The 22807-nt window shown below is 60.2% G+C and carries 23 protein-coding genes; all 23 read right to left on the reverse strand.

What is annotated here, in order from left to right; translation table 11 throughout:
* Positions 1-246 precede the first annotated feature (246 nt).
* On the reverse strand, positions 247-789 hold the full coding sequence (locus J5J10_RS14910) for a hypothetical protein (protein ID WP_211930481.1): 543 nt from the start codon (positions 787-789) through the stop codon (positions 247-249).
* Positions 789-1154, reverse strand: a complete 366-nt coding sequence (locus J5J10_RS14915; RefSeq protein WP_208547889.1) for a hypothetical protein — start codon at positions 1152-1154, stop codon at positions 789-791. The genes J5J10_RS14910 and J5J10_RS14915 overlap by 1 nt, the downstream gene beginning before the upstream one ends.
* Before the next feature lie 20 nt (positions 1155-1174).
* Positions 1175-1729 (reverse strand): rod-binding protein, encoded by a 555-nt coding sequence (locus J5J10_RS14920; RefSeq protein ID WP_211930482.1) that lies wholly within the window; start codon positions 1727-1729, stop codon positions 1175-1177.
* A 32-nt stretch (positions 1730-1761) separates the two neighbouring features.
* Positions 1762-2175: a hypothetical protein gene (locus J5J10_RS14925; RefSeq protein WP_208547891.1), complete on the reverse strand. Its 414-nt coding sequence runs from the start codon at positions 2173-2175 to the stop codon at positions 1762-1764.
* A 4-nt stretch (positions 2176-2179) separates the two neighbouring features.
* The gene (gene fliR / locus J5J10_RS14930; protein WP_208547892.1) at positions 2180-2932 is read right to left on the reverse strand and encodes a flagellar biosynthetic protein FliR; all 753 of its coding nucleotides are present in this window, start codon (positions 2930-2932) and stop codon (positions 2180-2182) included.
* Positions 2929-5016, reverse strand: coding sequence for a flagellar biosynthesis protein FlhA (flhA, locus tag J5J10_RS14935; protein WP_208547893.1), 2088 nt, complete (start codon positions 5014-5016; stop codon positions 2929-2931). The genes fliR and flhA overlap by 4 nt, the downstream gene beginning before the upstream one ends.
* 119 nt (positions 5017-5135) lie before the next feature.
* A complete protein-coding gene (gene fliQ, locus J5J10_RS14940; protein ID WP_208547894.1) occupies positions 5136-5402 on the reverse strand; it encodes a flagellar biosynthesis protein FliQ in 267 nt (88 codons plus the stop codon).
* A gap of 69 nt (positions 5403-5471) precedes the next feature.
* Entirely contained in the window at positions 5472-5924 is a 453-nt protein-coding gene (gene flgD, locus J5J10_RS14945) for a flagellar hook assembly protein FlgD (RefSeq protein ID WP_211930483.1), read from the reverse strand.
* Positions 5915-6364, reverse strand: coding sequence for a flagellar biosynthesis repressor FlbT (gene flbT / locus J5J10_RS14950; protein WP_208547896.1), 450 nt, complete (start codon positions 6362-6364; stop codon positions 5915-5917). The genes flgD and flbT overlap by 10 nt, the downstream gene beginning before the upstream one ends.
* Positions 6361-6708, reverse strand: coding sequence for a flagellar biosynthesis regulator FlaF (flaF, locus tag J5J10_RS14955; protein ID WP_208547897.1), 348 nt, complete (start codon positions 6706-6708; stop codon positions 6361-6363). The genes flbT and flaF overlap by 4 nt, the downstream gene beginning before the upstream one ends.
* A 37-nt stretch (positions 6709-6745) precedes the next feature.
* Positions 6746-7792, reverse strand: coding sequence for a flagellar hook-associated family protein (locus tag J5J10_RS14960; protein ID WP_211930484.1), 1047 nt, complete (start codon positions 7790-7792; stop codon positions 6746-6748).
* Between the two features lie 3 nt (positions 7793-7795).
* A complete protein-coding gene (gene flgK, locus J5J10_RS14965) occupies positions 7796-9241 on the reverse strand; it encodes a flagellar hook-associated protein FlgK (RefSeq protein WP_211930485.1) in 1446 nt (481 codons plus the stop codon).
* A 33-nt stretch (positions 9242-9274) separates the two neighbouring features.
* Positions 9275-10495 (reverse strand): flagellar hook protein FlgE, encoded by a 1221-nt coding sequence (locus tag J5J10_RS14970; protein WP_208547900.1) that lies wholly within the window; start codon positions 10493-10495, stop codon positions 9275-9277.
* 129 nt (positions 10496-10624) lie between these two features.
* Positions 10625-11296 carry a response regulator transcription factor gene (locus J5J10_RS14975; RefSeq protein ID WP_208547901.1) on the reverse strand — a complete coding sequence of 224 codons (672 nt, stop codon included), beginning with the start codon at positions 11294-11296 and terminating at the stop codon, positions 10625-10627.
* A 277-nt stretch (positions 11297-11573) separates the two neighbouring features.
* Positions 11574-12155 (reverse strand): lytic transglycosylase domain-containing protein, encoded by a 582-nt coding sequence (locus J5J10_RS14980; RefSeq protein WP_208547902.1) that lies wholly within the window; start codon positions 12153-12155, stop codon positions 11574-11576.
* Complete coding sequence (locus tag J5J10_RS14985) at positions 12085-13524, reverse strand: flagellar hook-length control protein FliK (RefSeq protein WP_211930486.1); 1440 nt, start codon at positions 13522-13524, stop codon at positions 12085-12087. Before J5J10_RS14985 ends, J5J10_RS14980 begins: the two co-directional genes overlap by 71 nt.
* Positions 13521-14807, reverse strand: coding sequence for a chemotaxis protein MotC (gene motC / locus J5J10_RS14990; protein ID WP_208547904.1), 1287 nt, complete (start codon positions 14805-14807; stop codon positions 13521-13523). Before motC ends, J5J10_RS14985 begins: the two co-directional genes overlap by 4 nt.
* Positions 14808-14809: 2 nt before the next feature.
* Positions 14810-16138 (reverse strand): MotB family protein, encoded by a 1329-nt coding sequence (locus tag J5J10_RS14995; protein WP_211930487.1) that lies wholly within the window; start codon positions 16136-16138, stop codon positions 14810-14812.
* Positions 16135-16770, reverse strand: a complete 636-nt coding sequence (locus J5J10_RS15000; protein WP_211930488.1) for a GTPase — start codon at positions 16768-16770, stop codon at positions 16135-16137. Before J5J10_RS15000 ends, J5J10_RS14995 begins: the two co-directional genes overlap by 4 nt.
* A 247-nt stretch (positions 16771-17017) precedes the next feature.
* On the reverse strand, positions 17018-17986 hold the full coding sequence (locus J5J10_RS15005) for a flagellin (protein WP_208547907.1): 969 nt from the start codon (positions 17984-17986) through the stop codon (positions 17018-17020).
* 281 nt (positions 17987-18267) lie between these two features.
* Positions 18268-19440 (reverse strand): flagellin, encoded by a 1173-nt coding sequence (locus tag J5J10_RS15010; protein ID WP_208547908.1) that lies wholly within the window; start codon positions 19438-19440, stop codon positions 18268-18270.
* Positions 19441-19984: 544 nt separating this feature from the next.
* Positions 19985-21169, reverse strand: coding sequence for a flagellin (locus tag J5J10_RS15015; RefSeq protein WP_208547909.1), 1185 nt, complete (start codon positions 21167-21169; stop codon positions 19985-19987).
* Between the two features lie 239 nt (positions 21170-21408).
* Positions 21409-22587 (reverse strand): flagellin, encoded by a 1179-nt coding sequence (locus tag J5J10_RS15020; RefSeq protein WP_208547910.1) that lies wholly within the window; start codon positions 22585-22587, stop codon positions 21409-21411.
* Between the last annotated feature and the right edge of the window lie 220 nt (positions 22588-22807).

The raw sequence follows: 22807 nt of genomic DNA on the forward strand, positions 1-22807 counted from the left end.
CGGTCCAGGCGACGGGACTTAGGCGCGACGGAGCGCGGAACGGGGGGATGCAGTTCAAGACTCGCATGACGCAACACAACTCAGTACCAGATGAACAGTGTCTATCAGAGAAGTCTCACATCCCGCTTAAACCAAACGCTCAAGTTGCACGCGGGAGAGTAAGGCTCGCTTTACCATAATGCGCCAATGCAAAGACCCTTCCTGGTGGCGGAAGGGTCGGAAAAGGTGGTAACGGGGACGGAAACGTCAGTGGCCCGCGCTTGCTGCGGGCGCTTCGACCGCGACGCCTTCGACGATCTTGACGGGCGTGTTGGCGACCGTCGGCGTGCCCTCGCTCGAGGCGCGGACGTCTTCCTTGGAGAGATAGTCGAGCTGCTCGACCAGGACTTCCTCGATCATCGCGTCGCCGAGACGCTTGTTCAAGTCTTCCTTGACCGTGGTCCGGAAGGCCTCGACGTCGAAGGCGGAGATATTGGCGATATCGACCATGCGATTGCCGACGAGAAGCGTGAACAACTCGTCGGTCATCATCTCCGTCATCGGCAGTTCGACATCCTTGATCTTCTCCTTGTCCATCATAAAGGAGATACGGCCGAGGAAGTAGCCCTTCACCTTGCCGTCGGCAATCAACGGTATGGTGACGGACTCGCCGCGAACCAGCTGGAGCTGCGCCTTGCGCGCCTCCTCCTCGCTGACCTCGACAGGGGCCGTCGCCATGTAGACCGCGACATAGACGGAACCGAGCGTCACGAGGCAAACCCAGACGCCGGCGATCAGGAGCTTGACCATCAGGACTCGCAGTAGAGGAATTGTTCCTGGGAATAGGTGCCGTCGGCGTCGGCCTGCTGCATCGCATTCTTCAGCAGGTCGGCCACGGCGCGAACCGCCGAGAGATGCGCCTCGACGCGCCGCGCGTTGAGCGCCAGCTTCTTCTTGAGCTCGTGCATCTGCTCGATATAGCCGGCGGCAAGTTCCTTGGTGTCGGTGTCGCGGAACAGCATCGTCAACTCATAGAGGCAACGGCTCTTGTGAGCGTTTGAAACCTTGAGATCGAATTCCGCATCGCGGCCGATCCGCTGGTTCTCGTCGTCGATGATCCGCTCAAGCCGACCGAGAACCGTCTTTATACGATAGTCGCTGGAAATGATTTCCATGATTGCTGCCACCCCGAAGCTTAAATGTCTTTATTGTCTACAGGCGACAGACCGAGGGTCTGCCGTTCGATCTCGGTGATCATGCTGATGGCGCGATTGCGGTCGTCCTCGTTTGTGGTCGGATTGACCATCGCCTCGCGACGCTTCAACGCCAGCATGTCGGAATACATCTGCTCGGCGATGCCAATGCCGCCGCGCTCGGAAATGACCTCGCCGATCTGTTCGGCCATCATGCTCTTCCAGATCTCGCCGGCATTGCCCTTGCCGTAAACGGACTCGGTATCCTCCGGCATCATCTCCTTAACGAAGGTGTTGAGCACGACGGATTCGAACTGCTTATAGACCTTGGGAATCTCCGAGGTGCTGGTACGCTGCACATTGCCGAGGCCGGCCTTAGAGGCCGCGTCATTGAGAATGCCGACGGCCGTTTCAAAACCGGCGCCCTTTTCGGCGAGGCTGGTGGCGGCAAAAGCCGCACGGTTGGCCTGGAGCTTCTCCTGGGCAGCAGCGACTTCCAGCGGATTGGCGGCACGCACCACATCAAGAACGAGATCGCTCGGAGGGGAGATAGCCACTTACATGATCCTCTTTTGATTGAATGCGAGGACTATGGCTCCCGAAGCTTGTCGGAGGCTGGCGTGGCAAAGCGCATGTCGACGACGTCGTAGACGGCCTCGTCCTCCTTTTCGCGCTGCTCGGCGAGACGGGCTTCCTTCATATTGTCTTCCAGCCGGTCTGCCTTGGCGCCTTCCCGCAAGACACGGGTCTCCTGAACCTGCTGGAGGCCGGCGAGTTGCTTTTCGGCGGTTGCCAGCCTGTCGAACCGGTCGGCGTAGCTCTGCGCGAACAGGCGGTGCACGGGATCGAGCGAGCCGATCGCATCCATGACCACATCCATCGCCTCGCCCACCTCGACGCGCTGACGGGCGGTGGCGGCGAGATCGCTTTCGGCCATGCGCTCGATATGGCGTTGGACCGTCACAAGGCGCTTCAGCTTGTCTGACTTGCTCTTTTCGGCCATCGCGTCAGCCCATGAAGATCGCAGCGAAGCCGTCGGCAAACTGCCTGAGGAGCGCGGCGATCGAGAGGTAAAGGAGGAAGATGCCCCCGATCAGCAGATAGGGGGTGGAGACGAAGTAGAGCGGTATCTGCGGCGCCAGCTTGTTCACGAGACCCACGGCGACGTTGAACATCAGGCCGAAGACGAGAAACGGGCTGGCGAGCCGCAGCATGATCATGAAGACCTCGGACAGCGTATCGGTCATGGTGATCAGCAGCCGCTGGGGATCGGGAAAGCCGCCGAGCGGCATGGCGGTGTAGGAATCGATCAGCGCCTTGAAGACGATATGATGGAAATCCAGGACGAAGAGGACCATCAGACCGGCAAAGGTGATCGTGTTCGTCAGCGGGTTTTCGGCCGAGTCTTCGACGATGTCGGCACCGCCGGGCGCCGAAAAGCCGATCGACATCGCCAGAATCGAGCCGGTGAACTGCAAACCGAGCGTATAGAGCCGGGCGATCAGACCGTACATCACGCCGATCATCAGTTCGCCGAAGACGAGTTTCATGTAGACGGTCGGATCGCCGCCCGTGACACGGGGATAGATGGAATCCCAGAGCACGGGCAGGACCGCGAGCGAAACGGTGAAGGCAACGAAGAAGCGGATCTGCATCGGCAACCTGGCGGAGGAGAAACCCGGCAAAGCCATCATGCATCCGCCGATCCGGCAGAAGGCGATGAACAGGGCCAGAACCGTCCCCTCGGGGTCGCTTATCATGAAATGGAGCCTAGAATCTTTATCTCGATGCCCTTGGCCAGTTCGACATGCGACAGGACCGGAAGGGTCGCGAACAACCGCTCGATGATCATGCGCACATAGGAGCGCGTTTCCGGCGACGTGACAAGCACGAAGGGCAGTCCGCGGTCCATGAATTCACGGATAACCTTGCTTGCCTGCTCGGAAAACTCCTCAAGCGCCCGCGGGTCGATGTCGAATTCGACGATTTCGCCCTTCGGATCGCGCTTCAGCGCCTGGTGGAAGACGAGATCCCACTTGGGGCCGAGTCGCAGAACGCGCAGGACGCCGTTGTCGGTCAGGTCGCCGCAGAGCTGCTGGGCCATGCGGACGCGGACGTGCTCGACGATCTGCTCGGTCTTGCGGACATGGGGTGCGAGTTCGGCGACGGCTTCGAGAATGAGATGAAGGTTGCGGATCGAGACACGTTCGGCAAGCAGCAGCTTCAGCACCGCCTGCAGGCCGGAATAGGACATGTGCGACGAGCATATCTCGTCGGCAAGCTTCTTGTATTCCGGGTCGAGACGATCGATGAGGATTTTCACGTCCTTGTAGGAGAGAAGCTGCGGCAGGTTGTTGCGGATGACCTCGCTCAGGTGCGTCAGCACGACCGATACGTTGTCGATCGGGTGGAAGCCTTCGCGCTTCAGGTCCTCGGTGAAGGTTTCGAGGATCGAAACGGCCGGCATGCCGAAGGCGGGCTCGCGGATCTCGTCGCCCGGCACGCTCGGCTTGCGGCCGGACCCGGTGACCACAAGAACCTCGCCGACGCGCAGCGCATTGGAAGCGACGGTCGTGCCGTGGATGCGGATCTGGTAGCTCTTCTCGGGTATCGCGATGTCGTCGGACACCTTGATCTCCGGGACCACGAAGCCGTACTGGCTGGCGAACTTCTTGCGCATCTTGCCGACGCGGAAAGCGAGTTCCTGGTGGGCACCGAGCAGGCGGGTGGAGACCAGCTTGCCGAGAGCAAGCTCGATCTCGGCGGTCTTGAGGACAGACTTGACGGATTCCTTCTCGGCTTCCTTCGTCTGCTGGACCTTCTTTTCCTCCTGCTCCCGCTTCAGCTTGTTTTCCGCTTCCAGCTGGCGCGGAATGAACCACGCGCCGAAGGCCATGACGCCACCAAGTGCCGTGAACGGGATGAGCGGCAGACCCGGCACAAGGGCGAGAAGCCCCATAAGGAGAGCGGCGACCATAAGGGCGCGCGGATAGCCGGACAGCTGATTGACGACGGCCTGGTCGGTCGACCCCGGCGTGCCGCCGCGTGAGACCAGAAGGCCGGCGGCGAGCGAGACGATGAGGGCCGGAACCTGGGAGACGATACCGTCGCCGACGGAGAGCTTGACGAAGACATCCGCTGCTTCGCCGATATCCATTCCATGGCGGAAATAGCCGATGACGATACCGCCGAAGACGTTGATGGCGGTGATGATCAGGCCTGCGATCGCATCGCCGCGCACGAACTTGGACGCACCGTCCATGGCGCCGAAGAAGGAGCTTTCCTGCTCCAGTTCGCGCCGGCGGTGCTGCGCTTCCTTTTCGTCGATGATGCCGGCGGAGAGGTCGGCGTCGATCGACATCTGCTTGCCGGGAATGGCATCGAGGGTGAAGCGGGCCCCGACTTCCGCGATACGGGTGGCGCCCTTGGTGATAACGATGAAGTTCACCGTGATCAGGATCATGAAGACGATCAGACCGATCACGAAATCGCCGGACATCACGAGGCTGGAGAAGCCGGCGATGACGCCGCCGGCGGCACCATGGCCCTCGTGGCCGTGGGTGAGGATCACGCGGGTCGTCGCGATGTTGAGCGACAGGCGGATCATGGTGGCAATCAGAAGAATGGTCGGGAAGGACGAGAAGTCGAGCGGCCGCTGGATCCAGAGTGCGACCATGAGGATCAGCACCGAGAAGGCGATCGAGAATGCCAAGCCCATGTCGATGAGGAAGGGCGGGATCGGCAGGAACAGGATGCAGAGGATAACGACGATACCGAGGGCAAAGCCGATGTCTCGGCCCTGGGGACTGGCCTTCGGTATTACGAGTGCGGGTGTCTGCGCCATTGTGCTTCCGTCTCTTCATGAGAAGGCGGGCGGCGGACACATTCCGCGACCCGTTCGGGACCAGCAATACTGGCCGAAGCTTGCGCGAGGGTGGCAGAGCGGTCGCGAAGACCGCCCGGTCAGAAGCCGGATTGGGCTCGCGAGAAGACCAGATTGGCGAACAGTGCGATCTGCTGGCCGACGAAAGGCGCGGAAATGCCGATCGCGATGAAGACGGCCACGATCTTCGGCACGAAGGTCAGCGTCATTTCCTGGATCTGGGTCAGCGCCTGAACGAGCGCGATTGTCACACCGACGACCATGGCGGCGAGAACAGCAGGACCGGCGGCGACGAGCACGGTCCAGACGGCGGCCTGCATGATATCAAGAGCATCTGCCTCATTCATTGCGGCAGCTCCTTTGGCACTGGTTCACGAATCAGCGCCGGGAGGCGCTGATAATGTCGTATCACCGCCTCACGTATCGGTCGAGCTGTCCGTATCGTCGGTTTCCGTCGGCAACGGCTTACCTACGGTGACACCGACCGTCAGCGGGATTTCCTCGCCGTCGGTGGTGTAGGCTACGATAGCGTCGCTGAAGACCTTGACGGATTCGATGATGCCACTCTGGCTTCCGTCGGCGTTCGTTATGGTCTTGCCGATGAAGTCCGCAGCGTTGGTGAGCGCCGAGCCGGCGATCAGGCTTTCCAGATGCTGGTTGGTCTGGATCGTCTGTTCGACCTGCGAGAAGGTGGCGAGCTGGGCGACCTGCTCGCTGGCGTCCATCGGATCGGTCGGATCCTGATTCTTCATCTGGGCGATGAGAAGCTGCAGGAAAGAGTCGTAGTTCAGCGACGCCGCCGAGGACGCGCTGGACGAGGCCGTCGAATTGGCGACCGAACTGTATGCCGTTACGCCGTCTACCGCCATGGTGCAATCTCCTTGCGGATGTGTTCTATGGTGGCCGGAGCCATTTCCTGGTTGTTCAGGATGCGATCCTCGATCGGGTAGAGCGCCCGGATGGCCTTCAGCGCGTCGAAGGCGCGGCCGGAGGCAACCATTCCGTCGACCCGCTTCAGCTCTGCGAGGATTTCCTCGTTCTCGAAGCAGGACAGCAACATGATGATCGACTTGCGGAACATGGCGAGCGACTGCTCGCGGCCTTCCGGATTGATCAACATCATCTGTGCGATGAAATAGAGCTGCCTCAAGGGTGTGGTCGCGTCTTCCGGCTGGAGAACGTGGTTCTCCAGGAGGAAGGTAACGTCGTTGAGGAATTCCAGAGCCACTTTGCGGTCGACGCGCAAGACCGCTCCGTTGATGAAAATCCGTTCGCCCGACTTGAGCGAGATGCGCAAAGTGCTCTTCATTTCAATCCATCCCTGATGATGGTGGTGACGTCGATAATGCCTTGGTAGTTGCTGGACTGCCGTTTCCTGATCCGGTCGCATTCCTTGAGGATCCAGATCGCGATCGAGATAAGATTTGCCCGCAGCTCCGCTTCCAGCTGATTGTCCGGCTGTTTCAGATCCTCGATGAAACGAATCCACACACGCCGGGTATAAAAGAGAGCCTCGATGGCGGCACGCGAGTAGGTCTGTTCGTCGCGCGCGGCTGCCAGAAGCTCAATCGATCTGGTCAGCGCCTGTCGCTCGCGATCTTTCGCGTCGGCGACCCCGTCCTCCATGATCTCTGCATATGAGAACTGATACATCTAGAGGTCCTTCATCTTCATTTCTCACCTTTGCTCATCAAAGGTAGTTGACCAGGCTTAGCTGCTGTATCTTCGATGTCAGCGTGTATGACGCCTCGACGAGAGACAGCAGGTTGTTCACTCGGGTGGAGGCTTCGTACACATCGACTTCGACCATCGAGGTGAAATTCGTCTCGATGATATCCTGCTGGATCTCCAGCGATGCGTTCGCCTTCTCCAGTCGCTCCTGCGACAGACCAAGCTGCGTTCGCTGCGCATCGACACCCGAAATCGTCTGTCCCGTATAGTCTACAGCCTTTTCGGTGACGACGTTGAGAACCTCTGCGTCAAGGTTAAGGGTCAGCAAACCCATGGACAGCACGGAGGCGAGCGCGAAATCGCGCATGCCCTCGCTGTTGACCGATGTCGAGGTCGCAATCGTTTCGGTGGTGCTGACGCGCGACATCATCACGTCGTCGGATGCCGTCGACCAATTGCCCCATCCCGGCACAGCGCCGGCGGCAAACATCGGCTCGACCGTATTGGTGATGAAGTCTTCCATCTGGGTCGGCGTGATGGTGGCCGTCAGCGGATCGTCCGAGTTGAAACCGAACTCGCCGAAGAAGGCCGTCTCGAAATCGGCCATGAAGACGCTGGAATCGACCAGCGGCTTCACGTCGGTGTTGATGCCGGAGAAGAGGTATTCGCCGGATACCGACATGTTGGCCATGGAGATAAAGTTGTCGAAGGCGTCCGATGCCGTCTTGCGCGCAACCTCCAGGTTGTTCGCGTCCGTCGTGCCGCTGACAACCACAAGGCCGTTCATCATGCTCTGTGCCGAGGTCGCCATCTGATTCATGGCTTCCTGCGCCGATTCCAGGCGCTGCTTGGCGATTGCGTTGGTCTCCAGCAGAGACTGAAGGCGCATGCTTTCGCGCGACAGATCGAGCGACATGGAGGTTCGCGAGCCCAGTTCGGCGCCGACGTCGTAGTACTTGCCCGTCGTCGCTTCCTGCTGGCTCTTCAGCAATTCGTTCTGCGCCTGCATGATGGTCAGGCGCATGGCATTTTGAATGGAAAGGCTGGATACCGTTGACGTCTTCATGACTTACCCCGCGGCCGCTATCAGCGCCTGTAGCATCTCGTCCACGGTCGAGAGCAGCTTCGACGCCGCCTTGTAGGACTGCTCGACATCGAGCAGCAGAGACAATTCCTCATCGAGGCTCACACCGGTTTCGCTGGTATAGGCCTCTTCGGCCCGCAGCAGCATTGCGGTTTTCTTTTCCGCACCGGAGGAGGCATTCGAACGATACTGTTCCAGCCAGCCAACGGAATTGGTGGAGAATTCGAGAAGGCTGGTGTTGTCGTCGAGCTGGGTCGCCGGGTCGAACACCATATCGCCGGTCATATTGTCGAGGAACGACGACAGCAGATCGGTGAAGCCGCTCAGATCGTCCGGGTTCTGGTCGTACACCATACCGTCGCGCAACAGCATCGGGTCGCCGCCGGCCGATTGCTGCACAAGCGGGTTGACCGCAATGAGGGCAGCAAGGCCTGGTTCGATCGTGCCCGTGGTCAGCGTCGTGCCGGTCGGCCAGGTAAACAGACCGGGCATGTCCGGACCTATGGTGGCCGGATCGGTTTCCGCGAAGGCCGTGATGAGGCCTCGGGCCACCTCATCGAGCTGGCTCTGGAATACCGGGGCGATCTCATCGCGAATCTGCAGGGAGGCCGCGATGGAACCTCGCGCTGTCGTGTCGCCGCCGACGCCGAGATTGACCGGAATACCGTCAATGTAGACGGAGTTGCCGACCACATTTGCGTCGTAGTTCATCGTCGGAGCGAACGACACGGTGCGCGGTATCGTTTCGTAGAGCGCCGTTCCGTCCGCCGTGTAGAGGACGATATCGTTGTTGTCGCGGGTCTGGACTGTTACGCCGACGAGCTTCGAGATGTCCTTCACGATCGCATCGCGCTGATCCAACGCGTCATTCGGATCGTCCCCGGTCGCCGTGGCCTGGACGATAATGCGGTTGACCTTGTCGAGGCTGGTCAAAAGGTCGTTGAGCTCGCCGACCGCCGTCGAAATATCCTTGTCGGCCTGTGCACGAATCTGCTGGACCGAGTTCGACGCATTGTTCAGCGAATTGACGACATCGACCGCCGAGGAGACCGTCGTCTGCGCGAGAGACAGTTCGCCGGGTTTGGCGGCGAACTGTTCAAGGCTGTTGTAGAATTCGGCGAGATAAGTGGAGGGTGCCAGCTCATAGTCGTTGCCGCCGAGGATCGACTGCAACTGCTCCAGTCCATCCAGCAGGACGTCCTGGCCGGAGCTCTCGGAGCTCGCGAGGAACATCTGCCGCTGCAGGACGTCCTGTTCGGCGCGATTGGTAGCTACCACCGTCGCGCCTTCCAGGGTCGTCATGACGACCGTCGAACGCTTCACATAGTTTTCATTGCCCGCATTGGCAATATTCTTGGAAATCACAGCCGACGTTTCGCCGGAGTTCGTGAATACGCTTTTTGCCGAATGAAGTGCAGATGTGAGCGTCATAGGATCATCCTAAGGCTTGGCTTTCGGGCCGGTTTACCGCTTGAGGTTTACGAGCACCTCAAGCAGTTCCGAGCCCGTCTGGAACACTTTCGAGTTCGCGGTGTAACTGCGTTGAGCCTCGATCATCGCGGTCAGTTCTTCCGCGATGTCCACGTTCGAATCTTCCAGCGCGCCCGACAGAACGGAGCCGAAGCCGGAGTTCTGGGCGTAGCCGAGGACGACGACGCCGGAGGTGTTGCTCTGAGTGTAGAGGTTGCCGGCCACCGGGTTGAGGTTGTCCGGCGACTGCACGGTCGCAAGCGCGACGCGATAACGGGGCACGAGCTTACCGTTGGTGTAGAGAACGGACACGACGCCGTCGGCGCTGACTTCGTAGCCCTTGACGGTGGCCGCCTCGTTGCCGTCGATGTTGGCCTTGACCGACCAGTCCGCGTTGAGCTGCGTGGTGCCGGTGATATCGAGCGTGATCGGCGGCAGTTCGGCGCCGTCGAGAATGGTGTCGTCGAGCAAAGTGGTGGTCAGCGAGGTCGGCGATGGCGGCACGACGAGCTGGCCGTCGACATCGAAGGTCAGCGTCGTCGCAGCAAGCGCCGAGACCGGGGTGCCGTTGTCGTCATAGCTTGCCGAAACTTCCCATTCGTTGACCGCGGTCTTTTCGTAGGTGAAGGTCAGCAGACGTGTGTTGCCTTGGCTGTCGATCGCGACGACCGAGGTGGTCTTGGTGTCGCCGATTGCCGCGCTCGAGGGAACGTTGACCAGCAGCGTGCCGGTTTCGGACGCCTTGGCCTCGATCGCAGCCGAGGCCAGGTTAATCGGCTCGAGACCGTCGAATCCGTTGACAACGATGGTCGGATCCTCGGTCGAGGAATACTGGTAACCCATCAGGGTGTAGCCAGCCGCGTTCTGCAGCGTGCCGTCGTCCATCGGGACGAAGGAGCCGGCGCGGGTCATATAGTTGGTACCATCGGCACCCGTGACGATGAAGAAACCGCTGCCGTTGATGGCAAGGTCCGTCTTCGAGGTCGTGTAGGAGAACGTGCCCTGGTCGGAAATGTTGTAGCGCACGACGCTGTTGACGCCGCCGGAATTGTAGGCGCCGGCCGTCGACGGCAGGATCATGGACGAGAACTGGATGTCGGCCCGCTTGTACCCGACGGTGCTGGAGTTGGCGATGTTCTCACCAACCGTTCCGAGACGATTTGCCTGGGCATTCATCCCGGACACGCCGGTACGCATGGTTCCGTAAAGGCTCATAGTAAGTCCTCACTCAAGATGTCTTAGGGAGAGATTATGAAATGGGCCTTGCGTGAAGCTGTCTGAAAAGTGGCGGCTCGATCTTTTCCGTCTTGCGGATATCGGCCGCCCCAGGCCCACTGGAACAGATCAGTTCCAGTCGATGCAGTAACCGAGGAAACGCTTGGAATCGATGGGATCGAAACCGAGCTTCTTGCGCAGCTTCTTGCGCAGCTTGCTGATGTGGCTTTCAACGACGTTTTCCTCGACCTCGTCGTCGAAGAGGCCGTAGATCGCGTTGAAGATCTGGGACTTGGATACGCGGCGACCGCGGTTCTGGACCAAATATTCGAGGATGCGGCGCTCGCGGCGCGGCAGCGGGAAGATTTCGCCAGAGATTTCCGGATCGCGGCCGTCCGCGAAGACACGAATCGGTCCGATCTCGGAGAAATTGGTGATCGCTTTCAGGCGGCGACGGATCGCCGCCGCACGGGCCATGATTTCGCGAGGATGGACCGGCTTGCGCACCACGTCGTCCACGCCACAATCGAAAAGAGCCAGCGTCGCCTCCAATGAGGGCTGGTCGCTAACCGCGATGACCGGAGCTGTCGTCCGGTCGCGTATCGCTCTGGGAAGTTCCAGGGTACGATCACCCTGGCCCAACAGGAAAGCCTCGACAGCCGCGATATCAGAATCGGCCGCCGAGTTCACCCATTCGCCAAACTCCGCCGGGTCGAACCCAGTCGAAGGAATGCCTTCACGTCCAAAAAGGGAAGTATACCCATCTTTCACGAGCTCTCGCTCATCAACCACTACGATCATTCGTCCGCCTCCGAATCAGTGTGGTGCCTCGATGAACAATGGGTACGAATCGGGCGAATCGCGGACAAGGGTAGAAAGTTAATGATGGGTATTAACAATTGCTTAACTTTTGTGTGCCGATTTGGTCTATATATAGTGGCTAGGCGCCTTTTGGCACACAATTTTCAAGTGGAAAAATTAACACTTTCCTAAAATAGGCTTGCGCGGCAATTTTCGTCCGCATTCCTGCCTTAATCGCCCAGATTCCGCTCTGATTAGCGAATGCAAGTTTTGGTTGTCATGGATCGCAGAAGTTTTTGGCGTTCGGCGTCCATTTTCCGTATCCCGTCGCGACCAGATTTGAGATCACGCGGCACACATAACGCTTCTGCGCGGGATCGTTGTTCGGGCCTGCGTGGTATCTGGCCACCGCCATGGTCCAGGTTTCATGGCGCTGGTGGAGGTTGGTCAGAAACTTCGCTGCGTATTCGACATTGCGTCGCGGTTCGAACATCGCATCGACGGATGGGAAATTCTCGCCATGGAAATGATGATTGATCTGCATACAGCCGACGTCGATGAGCTTCGCGCCACTGCGTCTGGCCTGGCGAAACGCCTCCAATGCCTCCTCGCGGCTCGACAGAAACACGGCCTTGCCCTCGATGTTCATAGCGTAAGGCTGGAGTGACCCCTTGCGTCCCGTCTCCGTCAGGCCGACCGAATAAAGAATGCCTTCCGGTATGCCGTACCGGGCCGCGGCGCCCCGTATCTCGCGCTCGCAAGCTCCCGACGCGGCGGATGCGTGGCTGTCAGAGATAGACGCCCCCAGCCCGATTATTGCCGTTATCAGCAACAGTGCGCGCCGCGGATATGTCTTCATTGCCGGAACCCTGATTATCGAAACTGCTGGAAAACGACTGCGAACGATCGCCACCGCCGCCATTGGACGAGGCTTGCTGGCGGCCGTCGCCCTGTGGCGCCTGTCCGGACGACTGCTGGCCGTTCTGCTGGCTCGTATCGCTCGAGCTCCGGTCGGTGCTGGCAATCGAGATCTGGATGCTGTCGACCGCATAACCCTGCGCTCTCAGGGTCTTCATGATCTCGTTGTTGTCTTCATTGAGTTTGCGATATGCCGCTCCGTTTTCGACCGTCAGATGGACGCTCAGCGTCTCACCGTGCAGTCGAAGGGTGGCGGTCACATTTCCAAGCTCGATGGGGCTCATCTGGATCTTGAGCGTGTTCATGACCTTGCCGGCAGCCGCATGCGTTCCAACGCCAGTCAAATCAGACCCTGCCTGCAAGGCGCTGACCCAGTCACGATCACCACTCATCGCCGCGGCTATATTGGCCGCATTGCTCGTGGAAACCGGAGCGATATAGCGGCGGGATTCGAGAACCGCGACTGTTGGCGTGCTGTCAGCATTGCCCGATGTGCCGGCGTCCGCCGACGCCTCGGCGGTCTGTAGGATCAGCGGCTGCCCCTTGCCATCGGCCCTTACCGCCCGGAAAGAAGCGCCCCCATCATCGCGCATATCCGCCGTGTCTTCCGCGGACTGCCCGTCGGCGAGCAGAGCCGCGACGTCGATATCATCGTCGTTGCCCTTCTCCGCCGCATCAACCGATGCAGTCCTGGAGGCTTCGCCGTCCTGGGATCGGGTCTTGCCCGTGTTCGACTTGACGCCGGCATTTGCCTGTCCTGCCACCTCGCCGGCAGCGGCGAGCAGGCTGAAGACCTCCTCAAGAGGATTTGCGGTCGCGCCGGCCTGGGCAGCATCGACATTCAGCTCATCCGTGGCGGGCGACTGCGCCTTGTCTGTCGTCAGATCATCGCCGGACGCGACATCCTCGAGAGCGTCCTTCGCGGTCTTTCGCACCGCAGCCTTGTCGGTCTTCGACTTCGCCTCGCCGGTCTTCTCGTCCTGTCCGACGCGACTATCATCGGACGCGTGGCGGTTATGTCTCCCATGCTGGCCAGATGCTTCCATGCCACGGATCGCAGCGGCGGCGCGGAGATCGATGATCGGCTTGCGGGACGACTGCGTGCCTTCCTGTCCATCGGCCTGTGTCGTACCGGTAGCAGCAGCGTCGGCATCGCCGCCGGGAGTTTGGCGAGAGGAGTTTTGATCCTGTTGTTCTGCACCGGAAAGCGCGTGGGAGAACCCCGGCTCGGCCGACTTCCCGGTCTTGCCTGACGCGTAAGACGCGCCGTCATTGGCATGAACCTTGGGCGCAATGCTGGGGTCAATCATGGGACGACGCTTTCCTGATCCAGCAAGCTGTCGATTTCATCGAGCTTGCTTCTGCCTTTTTCGACAAATGATGTGAATTCAGGATCATCCTGCGGTGGCGTCGCGCCGTCCGCGGTCTGGACCGGCTCTGCCGCGGGAGGTTCGGCCGCGGCCTGTTCGCCGCCGTCCGTCGCTTTGGTTTCGCCATCTCCCGGTATGGTGATAAGTGTTTCAGCTTGCGTGAAACTGTCCGGATCGGGTGCCCGCAGGACCTCGCGTCCGACAGCCTCGGCGGCCGACTTCAGGACGCGATCGGACTCCGTCAGCATCGAATCGGGAATCTGCGAGATCCGCTCGACGACGGCGCCAACCTCCGATGTCGGCAGGTCTGCAAGCCCACCGTAGAGGTCTGCGAGCGCGCCTAGCGGGTCGCTCTCCTGGCCGCTGAGCTTCTTCGCCTCGACGGCCGCGCTGCGGGCAAGATCGTTTTTGCCGACGATCGCGGCCTGCCGGGCGATACGCAGGTAGATTTCCCGCCGACGGTCGGCATCCAGGAGATCGAGTGTCGCCAGCAGGTCGTCGCGATTCAACTGCTCATAGTAATCCACGCTGAGCTTTACGAAGAGATCGGCGAACTGGCTGGCATAGGGCGAGTGCAGAAAGCGGCGGGCGTAGCGCGTCGCGTAGGAAAATGCCTTGTCGACCATCTTCGCATCAGTGGCGACCGATATGGAACGGCGAAGGGCCGCTTCCTCAACGATCGTACCGGGTGCGGTGAGGCGGGCAAGATCATAGAACTTCAGCGCGGCCGCCGGATCCTGGGTGATCGTGACATTGCCGGCGACGAGGGCAAGATAAGGCGCAATCTTCGTGTCGCGATATTCCGGCACCATCGCTGCCAGGCTTTTGGCGATCAACGTTCCCTTACCGCCCAGATACTTGCGGAGGGCGTCGCTGACACGGCTGTCGAAATTGCCGTTGACGTCACGAGCCACGAGATACTCAAGCGTCTCGGGATTGCCGCCGCTCATCGCGTAGATCAGTGCCGCGTCGACGTTCCGCACGTCGTCGAACACCGTGGAATCGGCCGTCCGTAGCCGCTTGTCGATGGTCTCCAGCATAAAACGCTGCATCTCGGACGCGGAGTGATCGCCGAGCACGACGCTGTCCTGGACGAATTGCAGCGAACGCAGCATCTTGTAGGGAGGCAGGGTCTCGGCATCCTGCGCCACGACCGGCGCCGGCAGGCTTGCGGCCAGCGCCAGGAGGCAACAGGAAAGCCTCAGGATGCGACCTCCCAACATGATCAGCCTTGCTCCGCCTCGATCAGGATTTCGATGCGGCGGTTGGCATCGGCCAGCGGATCGTCCGGCACGAGAAGACGACGATCGGCATAGCCGGTGACCTGCTCGACGCGACCTTCGGTGAGGCCACCACGCACCAGCATGTAATAGGCGCTGTGGGCGCGGGCCATCGAGAGGCGCCAGTTGTCGTTTTCCGTGCCCTTGAATTGGCGACCATCCGTATGCCCGCGGATGACGATACGTCCCTGCTGTTGCTCCAGGAGCTTGCCGATGCGTTCCATGGCCAGCACCATCTCCTTGCGGGGGACGGCCGAGCCGACATTGAACATCGCGCTGTCGGACTGGTCGGAAATGCTTACGAGGATGCCGCCTTCGGCCGGCGTGACGATCAGGCCTTCGGCGAGTTTGCCGGCAACACCACCGATTTCCTTCTCGATCTGTGCCTTCAACTGGTCGGCCGCGGCAACCTGCCGTTCGAACGCCTGCTTCTCGGCGAGATCCGTTGCATCCTCGCTGCTCAGCGCGGTGTCGACATTCGTCTTGCCGTCGTTGGTCTCGGTGACCTCGGAAGGCTGCTCGACCGGCTGTTCGGCTGGCTGCGCTTCTGGCTTGACGACCTGAAGTTCGCGGGGCTTGTCCTTTGGCAGCATGGCGACCTGCGGCTGCGCTGCCAGGGGATCCTGCGGGTTGGCGGGATCGGTCTGGCCGGCCTGCGGCGCTGTTGAGGGCACCGGACCGGGCTCGCCATCCGACTTCTGCACCTGCTGCGTCCAGAAATCCGGATCGAAGGGATCGCGGTAAGCTTCACCACCGTCGGCTCCGGTGCTGGGGCCGGAATCGGCCGCACCGCCCTCGCCCTTGGCGCTGACATTGGCCTGCTGGCCGACTTCCTGCGCGATCTCGGCCAGGACCGAATAGGGATTTTCGAAGAAGTCCGCCTCGGAATAGTTCTGCTGGTCGCCGGAGCTGGAGGTCTGATCCTCACCTGTGGCGGCGGCCGAACCTTCGGTCTTAGCGTCCGCGTCGACTTCGGAGCGTTCCTGCTTCTGCTCGCCTTCGGCCTGATCAACGGGCTTTTCGATGCCCTTCTTGGTCGGGCTCTCGTCGGACAGCTTGATCGGGTTGAAATAACTCGCGACCGACGCCTTGGTTTCCTCATTGGCGGCGTTGACGAGCCACATGACGAGGAAGAAGGCCATCATCGCGGTCATGAAGTCGGCGTACGCGATCTTCCAGGCACCGCCGTGGTGGCCGTCGTGATCACCGCCGCCGTGGCGCTTGATGATCAGGATTTCGTTCTTGCCGTGGTGGTGGTTCTCGCTGTCGCTCATCCCATCACTTTCCTAAGGCTGGCAGTCCAGGCCGAGATGCGGGTCACGAGCACCGCCTCGCCGATCTCTACCGAGAGATCGAGATCGTCCGCCGGGACATGGCGGAGCGTCTCGGCCGCTTCCGGCAATGCGGTCTTCAATTTCTCGAACAGGGTCTCCGGACCCTTGACGACGATCGTGCCGGCCGAACCGGCGATGATCGCGGCCTGGACCTTGGCTGCGAGTTCGGCGACGGCTTTCGTCGCGATCTCTTCTTCCAGGAAGGGCGCAATACCTCTGGCGACCTCGTCACTGACGGCGGCAGACAGGTCCGCGGCAAGTCGCTTGAGACTGCGGGCGATCGCGTCCGCCCACTTCACATCGCGGTCTTCCTCGATGCGCTTGAGTTCCTCGGCATGCGCGGCCTCGACCTCGACGCGCTCGGCCGTGTAACGGGCGGTCAGTTCGGCGGTCGCAACCTCGTAACCCTCGGCATAGGCCTTGCGGCGCTCTTCCTCGACGTCAACAGGCTCCGGTGCATCGAGCGCGGGGAACGGATCGTCGAGCGTGTCGAAAGCCATGGACAATTCGGGCTCGGGCATCGGTGCCGGCGCGGAGAAATCTTTCAGATAACGCGAGAGGTGCACGCTCATGATCGCCCTCCATGGCGCTGGCGGCAACGGAACTGCGCGACGCTTGCAGCGCCGTGCTTCGGTCTCCAATGGCGGCTTGTCATCATAACAGCTTCGATCCACTCGTGTCGGCCGGCACCGGTCGTCGGCGCGGCGTTCAAACTCCATCGTCCTCGAAGGTTAAGGGACCAAACTTGTGCGAGGGTTAATGACGAGGTTGCCGCCCTACCCCACGGTTGTCGACCGGGGCGGAGCGGCAGGCTTCAGATTACTGCTGGAACAGCATCAGGATTTTCTCGGCGCTGGTATTGGCGATGGAGAGCGCCTGGATGCCGAGCTGCTGCTGGGTCTGCAGCGCCTTGAGCTTGGTCGATTCCTCGTTCATGTCGGCATCGACAAGTCGTCCGACACCTTTGTCGATCACGTCCATGAGGTTGGAGACGAACTGATCCTGCATCTCGATGCGCGTAATGATCGCGCCAAGGGTCGAGGCTGCGTCGGTCAGTTGCTCGAGGAGACTGTCGACCACGCGGATCATGTCGTCGAGCGTGTCGTCGTCGGTCGTGTTGTCGATGGTGATTTCGGTACCGGTGGCGGCTGTGGTGGAGCCAACGTCGAGCAGATAGTATTCACGCGCGGTGCCGGTCGGTGTCGACGTCAGCAGATCCGCGTCAACCGTCATCGTCAGGAGGCCGCGTTCGGCATCCTCGGTGTCGATCAGGACGGAGTTCTCGGTGTCGAAGTCGAGGGTTGTCACCTCGACGCTGCCATCGGCGTTGCGGACGAAGGAGGACACGACCTGCTTTGTGCCCAGCGGCCCGGTATCGGTGTTGTAAAGCCAGTTCTGGCCCGAGAAGGACGCCGACTGGGTGGTCGAGATCAGCTGGTTCTTCAGCTCGTCCATTTCATCGTTGATCTTGCCCTTGTCGACACCCGGCTCGCGCGCGGCCACCAGCTTGGCCTTGATCTCCGTCATCACGTCGATGACGTTGTCGAGCGCGGTGTAGGCGGTATCGACAGTCGCGGCACCGAGGCCAAGGGCGTCCGACACGGTCGAAAGCGAGGCATTGTCGGAGCGCATCGTGGTGGCGATCGACCAATAGGCGGCATTGTCCGCCGCGGTCTCGACGCGGTAACCCGAGGATACGCGGCGCTGCGTCGTCTCGAGACTGCTGTCGATGGCCCGGAGGGTCTGCAGCGCGGCCATGGCCGCCGCATTGGTCAAGATACTTGTCATCTATGAAGCCCTGTTGCGCGTCGAAAAACATCCGGCGCGAAGTCCGGTGCTGACGGGCGGGCATCATGCTGGCCACGCGCAACGCGCGGCTCCCGTCAAACGTTAACAAATCGTTAACGGTCGCATTTAACAAGGCGCAGACGGGCTTGGCAAGGCTGGGAAGGGTAGTATTTGGCTTTCCGGACACACGCCTAAAGCCTCGCGCAAGGCCCGGAAAACGAAAGCCGCGCCCCCGGGAGGGCGCGGCCATTTCAGAGGATGCCTGATCCTTAAGCTGCCGATTAACGGAACAGCGAGAGGATAACTTCCGAAGAGGAGTTCGCGATCGACAGCGACTGGATGGCGAGCTGCTGCTGGGTCTGCAAGGCCTTCAGGCGGGTCGATTCTTCGTTCATGTCAGCGTCGACGAGACGACCAACACCCGAGTCGATCGAGTCCGACAGGCTGTTGACGAACTCGGTCTGCATGTCGATACGCATGCCGATCGAGCCGAGTTCAGCAGCGGCGCTGGTCATCAGCGTCAGGGCGTCGTCGACCATCTGGATCATGCCGTCAAGCTGAGCGGCAGTGGTGTTGTTGTCGATGACCAGGGTGTCGACAGATGTGTTGGTGGTGGTCGGTACCGACGTCAGGTCGACCGCCCACAATGCGGTGGTCGAGTCTTCGAAGGCCACTTCCTGATCGGCGACCGTGGTCTGGTCTACGGCGACAACCCATGTGTCGTCGGCAACCTTGACGTAGTCGGACGTGCCGTCGTTGGCGTAGTTGCCGTCGAAGGTCGATGCGCCGCCGCCCTGTGCGATCACGTAATCCGTGTCAAAAGAGGCAACAGAATAGGAAGAAACAACGCCGGCAACGTTGATGTTGAGGCTAATCGCATTGCCTTCGATCGAGGTGATGTTGTCGAGAATGCCGGTGTCGCCGGCGGTGTCGAACAGAACGGTCTGGGTCGACAGTTCATAATCAACCTTCTTGACCGATACATTGCCGGCATCGTCACGGACGAAGGAGCCGACGACGCTCTTGGTCTGTGTGGATGTTACGTCAGCCTGCAGCCAGTTCTCGCCGGAGAACGAAGCAGCTTCCGAGATCGAGCGGAGCTGATCCTGTAGCTGGGAGATTTCTTCCTGGATCTTGTCCTTGTCGACGCCGTCTTCGGTTGCGGCAACGAGCTTGGCCTTGATTTCCTTTACCACTTCGATCGCCGACTCCATACCGGCGTAAGCGGTGTCGACCTTAGCAGCGCCGAGGCCGAGGGCATCCGACACGGCCGAAAGGGCCATGTTGTCGGAACGCATGGTGGTTGCGATCGACCAGTAGGCGGCGTTGTCCGAAGCCTCGCCGACGCGCAGACCGGAGGAAACGCGAGCCTGCGTTTCTTCCAGGCCGGAAGAAATCGAACGCAGGGTGGAGAGTGCAGCCATAGCCGCGACGTTGGTCAGAATACTCGTCATAATGATGTGCCCCTTGGCGAAATGTTAGACAGGGACATTCCGGATTTTACCGGGAACGGGTGACGTGCATCATGCATGTTAACGCCCCTGTGGCTGGGTTAACCCCCGTTCGATGGGAGGACCGTAGCCGGGCCATGGTTAATCATTTGTGAAGCAAGTTACTGATTTTACTTAATAAAACGTAACTGAAGGTAACCGTTTATTAGTGGATATTTCCGCTTCCTTAACAAACGGACCTCCAGCGATCGCGGCCGTTAACCGGTGGTGCCACGGCGCTTTGGATGGATCTCCTTGTTTTCCGGGCATAAGCCGCCGATCCTGCCCGGACCAACCGTTCCCGCCCGTTAACGATTGCGGATGCATGGCCTTGCGGTTTGTCAGGTCCCGACGGTTAAATTTTTCCCGATTTTTTTTACAGACCGGTCGCGGCAGACGACGCGGGATTTCCAGGGACGGAAGACAAACAAAACTGGCCGCACCGTTGCCGGTGCGGCCAGTTTCCAAAGTTTCGTAGGGTGGCGGGCTATGCGCCCGGCTATCCCGCTTACTGACGGAAGAGCGTCAGGATGTTTTCCGAGGCGGTGTTGGCGATGGAGAGCGACTGGATCGCCAGCTGCTGCTGCGTCTGCAGGGCCTTCAGCCGGGTCGATTCCTCGTTCATATCCGCGTCGACCAGACGGCCGATGCCCGAGTCGATGGAGTCCGTGAGGGACGCGACGAAGTTCTGCTGCATCTCAATTCTCATTCCGATAGAGCCAAGGTCGGCGGTTGCGCTGATCATATCCTCCAGAGCGTCATCGACCATCTGCACCAGCGCATCGATCTGCCCCTCGGTGGTATTGTTGCTGATGCTGAGCGTCGAGACCGACGTCGAGGTCGTACCGGCTGTGGATGTCGTGTCGACCGCCCAAAGGGCCGTCGTCGAATCCTGGAAAGCAACCTCCTGCGTCGGCACCGTCGTCTGGTCGACGGCAAGAACCCAGGTATCGTCCGCGACCTTGACATAGTCGCTGGTGCCGTCGTTGGCGTAGCTGCCGTCGAACGTAGAGGCACCGGCACCCAGGGCAATGACTTCATCGGTCGTGAATGCAGCGACGGTGTAGGCGGAGGTGACGCCACCGATATTGATGCTGAGCGTAACGCTATTGCCTTCGAGCGAGTATTCGGTATCGAGAATGCCGTCGTTACCGCCGGTGTCGAACAGGACTGTTGCGGAGCTCAGCTCGTAATCGATCTTCTTGACCGAGACAGCACCGGTCTCGTCGCGGATAAAGGAGCCGACAACGCTCTTCGTCTCGAAGCCGCCGCTTGCGGCGAGGTCTGCCTGCAGCCAATTCTCGCCGGAGAACGAAGCGCCTTCGGCAATGCTCACCAGTTGGTCCTGCAACTGCGCGATTTCTTCCTGGATCTTGTTCTTGTCGACGCCTTCTTCGGTCGCGGCGACGAGCTTGGCCTTGATTTCTTTCACGACCTCAACGGCCGTTTCCATCCCTGCGTAGGCGGTGTCGATCTTGGCGGCGCCGAGACCGAGGGCGTCTTCGACAGCCGACAGTGCCATGTTGTCGGAGCGCATGGTGGTCGCGATAGACCAGTATGCGGCGTTGTCGGAGGCTGTGCCAACCCGCAGGCCGGACGAGACGCGGGCCTGGGTTTCTTCCATGCTGGCGTCGATCGTGCGGAGAGTCTGGAGAGCGGCCATGGCCGCGACGTTGGTAAGGATGCTGGTCATTTAAATAGTGCCCCTTGATTGGCGATTGGGAAGGGACATTCCGGATGGCACCGGGAACGACGGTCAGCATTCATGCCTGCTAACGTTCTTTTAAGGTGTGTTAACCCGTCGTTTCGATGCTTTGATCTAACTTAAACATGGTTAACAAAAGCTAAACGGCCGTTAACAAAAGTAAACACGCCGCGCCCAAGGGCGCGGCGTGCTCAAAATGCCTGAAATCAGGGTCTGCGGACTTCCGATTAACGGAAGAGCTGCAGGATGACGTCGGTCGACGAGTTGGCGATCGACAGCGACTGGATGGCAAGCTGCTGCTGGGTCTGCAGTGCCTTCAGGCGGGTCGATTCCTCGTTCATGTCGGCGTCGACGAGACGACCAACACCGGCTTCGATCGAGTCGGACAGCTTGCCGAGGAACTCGCTCTGCATGTCGATGCGCATGCTGATCGAGCCGAGGTCGGCCGTCGCGCTGGTCATCAGCGACAGAGCGTCGTCTACCATCTGGATCATACCATCGAGCTGGGCAGCGGTGGTATTGTTGTCGATGGTAAGGGTCGATACGGATGCCGTTGTATTGACTGGAGCCGATGCCAGATCAACAGCCCACAGGGCATTCGTCGAGTCTTCATAGGCGACTTCCTGATCCGTGACGCCTGTCTGATCGACGGCCAGAACCCAGGTGTCATCGGCGACCTTGACGTAGTCGGACGTGCCGTCACTGGCGTAGTTGCCATCGAAGGTCGAGGAGCCAGCGCCGTTGGTGATAACGTCTTCGGTTGTGAAAGCAGCAACCGTGTAGGCCGAGGTCACACCTGCAACGTTGATGTTCAGGGTAACAGCGTCGCCATCGATGGTGGTCGTGGCATCGAGAATGCCGGTGTCGCCGCCGGTGTCGAACAGGACCGAGGTCGTCGACAGTTCATAGTTCACCTTCTGGACGCTGACGCTGCTGTCGGTGCGGACGAAGGAACCGATGACGCTCTTGGTTTCGGTGCCGCCGGCAGCCGTCAGGTCGGTCTGCAGCCAGTTCTCGCCGTTGAACGATGCCGATTCGGCGATCGAGATGAGCTGGTCCTGGAGCTGCGAGATTTCTTCCTGGATCTTGTCCTTGTCGACGCCGTCTTCGGTCGCGGCAACGAGCTTGGCCTTGATTTCCTTTACGACTTCAACAGCCGATTCCATACCGGCATAGGCCGTGTCGACCTTTGCGGCGCCGAGGCCGAGGGCGTCGGAAACGGTGGAAAGCGCCATATTGTCCGAACGCATGGTGGTCGCGATCGACCAATAGGCGGCGTTGTCGGACGCGGTGCCGACGCGCAGGCCGGACGAAACGCGAGCCTGGGTCTTGTCGAGATTCGACGAGATGGAGCGGAGGGTTTCCAGCGCAGCCATTGCTGCGTTGTTGGTCAGAATGCTGGTCATTTAAGTGTCCCTTAAAACGAAATACTGATGGGGACATACCGGACTGAATACTTACCGGTCACAGACCGTCGGCATCATGCCATTTGGTGCCGCCCGCAGCGGCTCCCAGACCGGTCGTGTGAGTTCAAAAATCACAGCCAATTATTGCCAACGCCTTAACAGAACGGGTCCAGAGGGACTCGTCTCGCGTGCATAGTAAACAAGGATTGAATCGATAAGG

Source organism: Ciceribacter sp. L1K23 (assembly GCF_018122705.1).
In the GTDB taxonomy this organism is placed as follows: Bacteria; Pseudomonadota; Alphaproteobacteria; order Rhizobiales; family Rhizobiaceae; genus Allorhizobium.

Excerpts from the sequence above, each read along its gene's own strand:
- J5J10_RS15005 (WP_208547907.1), bottom strand. The coding sequence starts at position 17,986 with ATGACAAGTATCTTGACCAATGCGGCGGCCATGGCCGCGCTGCAGACC.
- J5J10_RS15015 (WP_208547909.1), bottom strand. The coding sequence starts at position 21,169 with ATGACCAGCATCCTTACCAACGTCGCGGCCATGGCCGCTCTCCAGACT.
- flhA (WP_208547893.1), bottom strand. The coding sequence starts at position 5,016 with ATGGCGCAGACACCCGCACTCGTAATACCGAAGGCCAGTCCCCAGGGC.
- J5J10_RS14975 (WP_208547901.1), bottom strand. The coding sequence starts at position 11,296 with ATGATCGTAGTGGTTGATGAGCGAGAGCTCGTGAAAGATGGGTATACT.
- fliQ (WP_208547894.1), bottom strand. The coding sequence starts at position 5,402 with ATGAATGAGGCAGATGCTCTTGATATCATGCAGGCCGCCGTCTGGACC.
- J5J10_RS14995 (WP_211930487.1), bottom strand. The coding sequence starts at position 16,138 with ATGAGCGACAGCGAGAACCACCACCACGGCAAGAACGAAATCCTGATC.
- flgK (WP_211930485.1), bottom strand. The coding sequence starts at position 9,241 with ATGACGCTCACATCTGCACTTCATTCGGCAAAAAGCGTATTCACGAAC.
- flaF (WP_208547897.1), bottom strand. The coding sequence starts at position 6,708 with ATGTATCAGTTCTCATATGCAGAGATCATGGAGGACGGGGTCGCCGAC.
- motC (WP_208547904.1), bottom strand. The coding sequence starts at position 14,807 with ATGTTGGGAGGTCGCATCCTGAGGCTTTCCTGTTGCCTCCTGGCGCTG.
- J5J10_RS14985 (WP_211930486.1), bottom strand. The coding sequence starts at position 13,524 with ATGATTGACCCCAGCATTGCGCCCAAGGTTCATGCCAATGACGGCGCG.
- flgD (WP_211930483.1), bottom strand. The coding sequence starts at position 5,924 with ATGGCGGTAGACGGCGTAACGGCATACAGTTCGGTCGCCAATTCGACG.
- J5J10_RS14910 (WP_211930481.1), bottom strand. The coding sequence starts at position 789 with ATGGTCAAGCTCCTGATCGCCGGCGTCTGGGTTTGCCTCGTGACGCTC.
- J5J10_RS14970 (WP_208547900.1), bottom strand. The coding sequence starts at position 10,495 with ATGAGCCTTTACGGAACCATGCGTACCGGCGTGTCCGGGATGAATGCC.
- J5J10_RS14980 (WP_208547902.1), bottom strand. The coding sequence starts at position 12,155 with ATGAAGACATATCCGCGGCGCGCACTGTTGCTGATAACGGCAATAATC.
- J5J10_RS14925 (WP_208547891.1), bottom strand. The coding sequence starts at position 2,175 with ATGGCCGAAAAGAGCAAGTCAGACAAGCTGAAGCGCCTTGTGACGGTC.
- flbT (WP_208547896.1), bottom strand. The coding sequence starts at position 6,364 with ATGAAGAGCACTTTGCGCATCTCGCTCAAGTCGGGCGAACGGATTTTC.
- fliR (WP_208547892.1), bottom strand. The coding sequence starts at position 2,932 with ATGATAAGCGACCCCGAGGGGACGGTTCTGGCCCTGTTCATCGCCTTC.
- J5J10_RS15020 (WP_208547910.1), bottom strand. The coding sequence starts at position 22,587 with ATGACCAGCATTCTGACCAACAACGCAGCAATGGCTGCGCTGGAAACC.
- J5J10_RS15010 (WP_208547908.1), bottom strand. The coding sequence starts at position 19,440 with ATGACGAGTATTCTGACCAACGTCGCGGCTATGGCTGCACTCTCCACC.
- J5J10_RS14960 (WP_211930484.1), bottom strand. The coding sequence starts at position 7,792 with ATGAAGACGTCAACGGTATCCAGCCTTTCCATTCAAAATGCCATGCGC.
- J5J10_RS14915 (WP_208547889.1), bottom strand. The coding sequence starts at position 1,154 with ATGGAAATCATTTCCAGCGACTATCGTATAAAGACGGTTCTCGGTCGG.
- J5J10_RS15000 (WP_211930488.1), bottom strand. The coding sequence starts at position 16,770 with ATGAGCGTGCACCTCTCGCGTTATCTGAAAGATTTCTCCGCGCCGGCA.